Raw genomic sequence first — 7,845 nt, 5'->3', positions numbered from 1 at the left:
AATCTTTTGAAGGATTTAAAACAAGAATTTTAGCTAAAATAACAGCATTAACTTTGGTTCAATATATCAATAAATTCATATTTGATAGACCAATAAACAATATTAAAAATCAAATTATTTAATTACACCCAACGGGTTAAGTTTAACATTTATTAATTGCTAACGCACCGTACCGCATAACCTGCTGTCCAATTATTATAGCCATTGTAAATTTTCATAGTCGTTCGTTATAGAGAAAACGTAAGAAGTGGGGAAACCACTTGGAGATGTGCGATTGGATGTCCAAAAAATACTTCTTGCACCAATAAATTGAAATTGTCCATCATTGTAGCGCTGACCGCTTGGTAATGCTGTAAAACCGCTGCTGTTGTCAGCACCTGTGTTAGAAGATAACCAATGCGTAGTTCCTGCTTCTTTCATTTTACCTCCTGCAACATAAAACTTGCTTTTAACCAATTCAATTGTAGATATGCCCAAAGTTAAATCGGTAAAATTGAAATAACGTAAACTAGAAAGAGCAAATGTTCCGTTAGACCCTGTTGTATTGTTTACTAAAAGATTTCCACCTGAAAAGATTAGGTTCTTGATATTTGCTATTGAGTATGCTGTTTGCGTTCCCGTTATAGTGCGGAGATATAAATTCTGCGCTTTACTGCTAAAAAAAACTAGTGCAAAAAGGAGAAGTAAAACTATTTTTTGTGTTTTCATGATGAGTTGTTTGGTTGTTACTCTATAATTTCTAAAGCATTATAAAGAAACTTCACAAAGCAAAAAAAAAACGATTTAAACAAGTATTTTCTTAAAAAGCACTTTAAGTTATTAACAAATTAAAAACAAATGGTGAGTTCCAAATATTGTTGTTTTTAAACTATTTTAATGATTTTGTAACTTTTTAAAGATTATACCGTACAACCACCTGAACACTTTAAACTAAAGGAAACAAATAAATGAGACAGCTCAAAATCACCAAGCAGGTAACCAATCGTGAAACTGCATCCTTAGACAAATACCTACAAGAAATTGGAAAAGTTGATTTAATTACTGCTGATGAAGAAGTTGAGTTAGCGCAGAAAATTAAAGCCGGCGACCAAAAAGCGTTAGAAAAATTGACAAAAGCCAATTTGCGTTTCGTAGTTTCCGTAGCTAAACAATACCAAAATCAAGGTTTAACACTTCCCGATTTGATTAATGAAGGAAACTTAGGTTTGATAAAAGCGGCGCAACGTTTTGATGAAACCCGTGGTTTTAAATTCATTTCGTATGCAGTTTGGTGGATTCGTCAATCTATTCTTCAGGCTTTAGCTGAACAATCACGTATTGTTCGTTTGCCTCTGAATAAAATTGGTTCTATTAATAAAATCAACAAGATGTACGCTTTGTTAGAGCAATCAAACGAACGTCCGCCAAGTGCTGAGGAAATTGCAAAAGAGCTTGACATGACAGTGAACGATGTAAAAGAGTCTATGAAAAACTCTGGTCGTCACTTGTCAATGGATGCGCCGCTTGTAGAAGGAGAAGATTCTAACCTTTATGACGTTTTGCGTTCGGGTGAATCTCCAAATCCGGATAGAGAATTAATCCACGAATCTTTACGTACAGAAATTGAGCGTTCATTAGAAACCTTAACTCCAAGAGAAGCAGATGTCGTACGTTTGTATTTTGGTTTAGGTGATCAACACCCAATGACATTGGAAGAAATTGGAGAAACTTTCGATTTAACCCGTGAGCGTGTTCGTCAAATTAAAGAAAAAGCAATTCGTAGATTAAAACATACTTCAAGAAGTAAAATATTAAAAACATATTTAGGATAATCCTAATAACAATAACAACAGTCTGATTAACTGTTCGTTTTTTGATTGATGATTGAAACTCCGGCTGATTACCGGAGTTTTATTTTTTTATAGAATTAGGGCGTGCCCCTTCGGGTCAGGCTTTCCGCAGTACAGGGTACTTGCTCCAATCCTTCACGCAATCTGCGGTAAAAGAGAAACTTTTTCTATCTTTGCCCAAACAACACAATACTACAAAATGAAGAATACACTAATTGCACCTTCTGTCCTTGCTGCTGATTTTGCCAACCTGCAGCGCGACATCGAGATGATCAACAACAGTGAAGCGGATTGGTTCCATATTGACATTATGGATGGTGTTTTTGTACCAAATATCTCTTTTGGAATGCCGGTTTTGGAGGCAATAGCAAAGCATGCAAAAAAAACCATCGACGTACATCTGATGATTGTTGACCCGGACCGATATATTAAAACTTTTGCCGACTTAGGAGCTAATATTTTGAGTGTTCACTATGAAGCATGTACTCATTTACACCGAACATTACAAGCGATAAAGGCTGAGGGAATGAAAGCCGGAGTTGTCCTAAATCCGCATTGCAATGTAGATTTATTAGAAGATATAATAAACGATATTGATTTGGTATGTATTATGAGTGTTAATCCGGGTTTCGGGGGCCAGTCTTTTATTGAGAACACTTATTCTAAAATTGAAAAACTTAAAAAACTGATTATTGCCAAAAATGCTTCCACACTTATAGAAGTTGATGGCGGTGTTACAGATAAAAATGCAGCCCAATTAGTAAAAGCCGGAGCAGATGTACTTGTTGCTGGAAATTTTGTGTTTAAATCAAGTAATCCAACTCAAACTATTAGTGATCTAAAAGATTTATCAACGCTTAAATAATCTATTCTTTAGTAAACTTTTTTATAGTAATAGAAGAACCCGATTTTACTTTTAAAGTATAGTTTCCAACTGATAGTTCAGAAACATTCACAACAGCATCTACTTTATCTATACTCTTAATTTTTCTTCCTGACAAATCGTAAATTTCGACACTGTCAATCTTAGCTGCTGCTGGCATAGTAATAGTAAAGCTGTTTTTCACTGGATTTGGATATATCAAAACAGCTGACGAAAAATCATTTTCTGGTGTGCCTAATGTAGTAATTGTTCCATTTATAGCAAAAGGCAAATCTTGAGCAACATCCGGCGCGCTTGCAGGATCACCTACATCTATAATATCAGCCCAACCAAGTACGGTTCCTGGTGTAGTATTAGCTACAAAATTTTGTTTTGCGTTCCACCCTGTTTGACCGCGACTACCTGAAACAGTAACCGATGGAACAAATATAGACCCATCATTTGTTGCATGAAACTGGGATACTACCCAATAAGTCCCCGGTGATAAAGTCGCAGAAATAGTGCCTCTGATTCTCCATATTTTTCTATTCGTATTCGGAGCAATAACGGGATTCCCAATAATTGAATTTGGAATCCTGTACATAAAGGTATTGTCGCTGTTGGCAGCATCTAAAATACTATTGGTCATATCGCCAATAATTACCCCTGAACCTGGCAGAGAAGGGTTGCCATTCCAAATTTGAACTCTTAGTTGATCCACTGGAATAGTCGCCCCTGTGAAACTATTTTGATGAGCAAAAAAGTCGAAACTGGTGATATTCCATTGTTGTCCGGCGGGTACAATAAAATCATCTCCTAATTGAAAACTTGTAGTTCCTGCGGTATTAAAATAACCAGCAAATCCGGTACTTTTATTCGTCTCTGTTGTATTTCCTGTATCATTTTGAAGTTCACTCCAAGTATAGCTTGTTGGAGATGTTACACCGCTTTTTGATAACGTTCCCGTAGATAAATTGCCGTTAGAATATATTTGAGCAAAAGAGCTACTGTAAAGAAAACAGAATAGAAAAGCAGTTACATATTGTAATGCAATTCTTTTATGATGTAGTTGAATTGTTATCCTCATGATATCAAATTTATATTGTTAAACATTAGACATGTGAGTTTTCTATCGAAGCGTGCCTTAGAAAACACTAAAGTAGTAAAAATGATAAAGCAAACTTTTCATTTTTACTACTTTAGTGTTTATTCGTGACCCCGGCAGGGTTGACTGCGTCTTCCCAGACAAAGCTCCGCTTTGAAAATAAGGGAATAAAATAAATGCTTAAGCCAGCTTAGACATTTATTTTATTCCCTTATTTATTCGTGACCCCGGCAGGGTTCGAACCTGCAACCATCAGAGCCGAAATCTGATATTCTATCCAGTTGAACTACGGAGCCATTTTATTCTTAAACTAACAACTTCTTAACTATCGTCGAAATCGTTTTGCTTTCTGCGCTTCCACTTATTTGTGCTGAAGCCAATCCCATAACCTTTCCCATCGACGCAATACCAGATGCGCCAGTTTCTGCAATAATTTTGGCTATGATTGTTTCTATTTCGGCTTCTGAAAGTTGCGCCGGAAGAAATTTTTCGATTACAGCAATTTGTGCCAATTCCGGTTCGGCTAAATCCGGACGGTTTTGAGTGGAGAAAATGCTGGCACTGTCTTTACGCATTTTTACCAGTTTTTGTAATATTTTGATTTCGTCTGCTTCTGTAATTTCTTCTTTAGCACCTGATGAAGTCTGCGCTAATAAAATTTCAGATTTGATGGCTCTTAATGCTTCCAACGCAACAGTGTCTTTTGCGCGCATTGCATTTTTAATTTCGTCCATTATTTGGGTTGATAAACTCATATTTAGATTGTTAGATTATTGACTCCTTAGATTAAAATGGTTGATTTTATAGCCCTGATTGCAGCAATCTCGTCTTTTGGGACGAGATGTGGAAAGCAGGAACACGGATGGCAAAAATGCCCGAACCATTCGCTCCCAATAAGTTTCGCGAAGGTAAAAAAAATAACCCGAAAATCATAAAGACTTTCGGGTTAATGATCAAGGATTATCTGTAGACTAGTCTACATTATCGTGCAAGAATGAATTGTTTGAACGCAGCTGTGCATCATCATTGCTGTCTGTTCCAATTGACATTCGAGAGTTTGTATTGGTTTGAGCATTACTTGACAGATCCACTCCGTTACGTTTGTACGCCGGTTCTTTCTCCAATTCTTCAATTTTTGAAGGGTTGTTATGGAATTTATAGTTGAACTCTTTCAATTTTTTCCTTCTATCGTCAGCTCTGTGTTTCAAAGTTTCCTCGATAGTCATTTCAACGGGTGAAATGTCTTCAAAATGACTTACAATGGCGTTCGGTCTTTCGGTAGTTTCAACCTTCATTGTAATGTTCAACTCTTCTGCAATTGGCGCCTCCAAAATTGGTGCAGCTGCCGCAGGTTTAGAATTTAACAAGTCGTTCTCTAACTCCATGTATTCTTCCAAAGAATATTTGATGATTCCGCCTTCGCTAAGTTCGGTTACTGGTACAAACTCTACCGGCTCATTAACCATGATATCGTTTACTGCAGATTCAGATAAATCAAAAACAATTCTGGATTCTTCAACAGCTTCAACTGGCTTTACTTCCTCTACTCTTTCGAATGCCGGCATTTCCGGCATATCAAAAGTAAAAGTGATTTGCTCTTCTTCTTTTTCGATTGTTTCCGGGGCAATCATTTTCATTTGTTTCACCAATTCGCTAACGCTCGTGTCCTTAACTTCCAGAGAAGTTACTTTGAAGTCAATATCATTTATTGGCGAAACGATTTCAAAAGTCACATCCAGGTTTCTGATGAAATGATTCATAGCAATGAGTTCGTTTTCATCAATAGAAGTGACAGTAGCGGGCGACTCAAGTTCATCTTCGATTAATTCAAAAACAATTTTCTCTTCTTTCGCTTCGGTTACTTCAACATCAATAGCCTTGAAAACTTCAACGGACTTTTTTGTTAAATCACGCTCTAATTTATGTTCTCCATCTAATGAGTGAATTATTTTTGTGGCTTCTATATTTAAAATTCCGTTTTGTTGTTCTTCATTAAAACCTGTAGCAATAATTGTCACTGCAATAGAATCACCTAAAGTATCATCTTCACCAACACCCATAATAATGTTAGCATTATGACCTGCTTCAGACTGAATATGGTCATTAATTTCTCCGATTTCATCAATAGTAATTTCATTATTACCTGAAACGATAAGCAACAATACGTTTTTGGCACCTGAAATTTTATTATCATTCAACAAAGGAGAATCTAAAGCAGAAATGATAGCTTCTTTTGCTCTGTTTTCTCCACTAGCCGTAGCAGAACCCATAATGGCTCTTCCGCTATTTTCCAATACAGTTTTGGCGTCTTTTAAATCGATGTTTTGAGTGTAATGGTGCGTAATTACTTCCGCAATTCCGCGTGAAGCGGTAGCTAACACTTCGTCAGCTTTCGAGAATCCTGCTTTGAAACCAAGGTTTCCATACACTTCCCTCAATTTATTGTTATTGATAACAATTAAGGAATCAACCTGTTTTCTTAATTTTTCAACACCTAACAATGCTTGTTCCTGACGAACTTTACCTTCAAACTGAAAAGGAATAGTTACGATTCCAACAGTAAGAATATCTCGTTCTTTGGCCAATTGGGCAATTACGGGCGCAGCACCGGTTCCGGTTCCACCACCCATTCCTGCGGTAATGAAGACCATTTTGGTATTGGTATCCAACATCTTTTCGATGTCGCCAATGCTTTCGATGGCGGATTGCTGACCCACATCGGGATTTGCTCCTGCGCCAAGACCTTCCGTAAGATTAACACCTAATTGGATTTTGTTTGGCACCGGGCTGTTTTGAAGTGCTTGTGAGTCGGTGTTACAAACGATAAAATCAACGCCTTTGATTCCCTGTTTGAACATGTGATTGATAGCGTTACTTCCACCGCCACCAACTCCGATTACTTTAATCACATTTGATTGATTTTTTGGTAAATCAAATGAGATGTTTCCAAATTCTGAGTTGCTTATCATACTTCTGGTTTTATTAGGTATTATATGTTTTGTATTTTGTTTTGACTTTTCTTATTCTAATGCTTTTTTGATAACTGATGGCTTATTCAGCGTTATCTAAAAAGTCTTTGATCTTTTCAACATAACGGTCAAAAAATGATCTCTTTATTTTATGCTCTGTGGTTTCCGTTTCAAGGTCGATTTCGTCCTCAATTACATTGGAAATTTCTTCTAGTTTTTCTTCAATTACGGGTTGAAAAACAACTTGCTTTGGAGTTGCTTCCACTTCTTTTAATTCAATTTTGTACGCACTGTTCGAATTGTTTTCAATGCTGTTCATTACCAATCCTACTGCTGTTGCAAACAATGGACTTGAAATTTCTTCGCTTGAATTGCCTGCCAGATGCTCGTTTGGATACCCAATTCGCGTGTCCATTCCGGTGATGTACTCTACCAGTTGCTTGATGTGCTTCAATTGCGAACCTCCACCAGTTAAAACGATACCAGCAATTAGTTTCTTGCGTGGATCTTCGTGTCCGTATGCTTTTATTTCGGTGAAAACCTGCTCGATAATTTCAACAACACGGGCGTGAATGATTTTTGACAAATTCTTTAGCGAAATCTCTTTTGGATCTCTTCCTCTTAACCCCGGAATCGAAACAATTTCGTTGTCTTTATTTTCACCCGGCCACGCTGAACCAAATTTTGTTTTTAATAATTCTGCTTGTTTTTCGATGATTGAACAGCCTTCCTTGATGTCATCTGTGATTACATTTCCACCAAAAGGAACTACAGCTGTATGACGAATGATTCCATCCTGGAAAATAGCAATGTCCGTGGTACCTCCTCCTATATCTACCAATACCACCCCGGCTTCCTTTTCTTCATCGCTTAAAACAGCATCGGAGGAAGCTAGTGGTTCTAATGTTAATCCCGTTTTATCTGGAATTTCCAAACCTGCTTTTTGAACGCATTTATAAATATTGCGGGCGGCAGCTATTTGCCCTGTGATGATATGAAAATTTGCTTCTAATCGAATACCCGCCATGCCGATAGGGTTTTTAATTCCTGATTCGTTGTCAATAATATATTCCTGTGGCA

The 7,845-nt window shown here is 37.0% G+C and carries 7 protein-coding genes, 1 tRNA gene and 1 pseudogene; 3 read left to right on the top strand and 6 right to left on the bottom strand.

The annotated features are described in order from the left end of the window. Positions 1–122 (top strand): annotated as a pseudogene (locus tag Q0Q99_RS09960) (IS982 family transposase); the annotation flags it as partial. 73 nt (positions 123–195) lie between these two features. Here Q0Q99_RS09960 and Q0Q99_RS09955 read toward each other — a convergent pair. Next, entirely contained in the window at positions 196–708 is a 513-nt protein-coding gene (locus Q0Q99_RS09955; protein ID WP_293895129.1) for an FISUMP domain-containing protein, read from the bottom strand. A gap of 239 nt (positions 709–947) precedes the next feature. Between Q0Q99_RS09955 and Q0Q99_RS09950 the strand changes: the two genes are divergently transcribed. Together Q0Q99_RS09950 and rpe are read left to right on the top strand one after the other, a co-directional pair. Further along, positions 948–1,811, top strand: coding sequence for a sigma-70 family RNA polymerase sigma factor (locus tag Q0Q99_RS09950; protein WP_007137700.1), 864 nt, complete (start codon positions 948–950; stop codon positions 1,809–1,811). Between the two features lie 217 nt (positions 1,812–2,028). Beyond that, entirely contained in the window at positions 2,029–2,694 is a 666-nt protein-coding gene (rpe, locus tag Q0Q99_RS09945; RefSeq protein WP_293895126.1) for a ribulose-phosphate 3-epimerase, read from the top strand. Position 2,695: 1 nt separating this feature from the next. Here the strand turns inward: rpe and Q0Q99_RS09940 are convergent, their stop codons facing one another. The 5 genes from Q0Q99_RS09940 to ftsA all read right to left on the bottom strand — a co-directional run. Beyond that, entirely contained in the window at positions 2,696–3,778 is a 1,083-nt protein-coding gene (locus Q0Q99_RS09940) for a T9SS type A sorting domain-containing protein (protein WP_293895123.1), read from the bottom strand. A 240-nt stretch (positions 3,779–4,018) separates the two neighbouring features. After that, positions 4,019–4,092 (bottom strand) — tRNA-Arg (locus Q0Q99_RS09935). A gap of 9 nt (positions 4,093–4,101) precedes the next feature. Further along, on the bottom strand, positions 4,102–4,551 hold the full coding sequence (locus Q0Q99_RS09930; RefSeq protein WP_293895120.1) for a GatB/YqeY domain-containing protein: 450 nt from the start codon (positions 4,549–4,551) through the stop codon (positions 4,102–4,104). 216 nt (positions 4,552–4,767) lie between these two features. Beyond that, entirely contained in the window at positions 4,768–6,765 is a 1,998-nt protein-coding gene (gene ftsZ / locus Q0Q99_RS09925) for a cell division protein FtsZ (RefSeq protein ID WP_293895117.1), read from the bottom strand. Positions 6,766–6,847: 82 nt separating this feature from the next. Continuing rightward, positions 6,848–7,845, bottom strand: a 998-nt coding sequence (gene ftsA / locus Q0Q99_RS09920) for a cell division protein FtsA (protein ID WP_293895114.1), incomplete at its 5' end; no start/stop codon positions are given.

Source organism: Flavobacterium sp., from assembly GCF_025352425.1.
Taxonomy (GTDB): Bacteria; Bacteroidota; Bacteroidia; order Flavobacteriales; family Flavobacteriaceae; genus Flavobacterium.
The sequence above is the reverse complement of the archived record's forward strand: the minus strand, read 5'-3'. Positions and strand labels throughout refer to the sequence as shown.

What these genes read in the sequence shown, in the direction of transcription:
- Q0Q99_RS09955 (WP_293895129.1), bottom strand. Translation starts at nt 708, where the DNA reads ATGAAAACACAAAAAATAGTTTTACTTCTCCTTTTTGCACTAGTTTTT.
- Q0Q99_RS09950 (WP_007137700.1), top strand. Translation starts at nt 948, where the DNA reads ATGAGACAGCTCAAAATCACCAAGCAGGTAACCAATCGTGAAACTGCA.
- rpe (WP_293895126.1), top strand. Translation starts at nt 2,029, where the DNA reads ATGAAGAATACACTAATTGCACCTTCTGTCCTTGCTGCTGATTTTGCC.
- Q0Q99_RS09940 (WP_293895123.1), bottom strand. Translation starts at nt 3,778, where the DNA reads ATGAGGATAACAATTCAACTACATCATAAAAGAATTGCATTACAATAT.
- Q0Q99_RS09930 (WP_293895120.1), bottom strand. Translation starts at nt 4,551, where the DNA reads ATGAGTTTATCAACCCAAATAATGGACGAAATTAAAAATGCAATGCGC.
- ftsZ (WP_293895117.1), bottom strand. Translation starts at nt 6,765, where the DNA reads ATGATAAGCAACTCAGAATTTGGAAACATCTCATTTGATTTACCAAAA.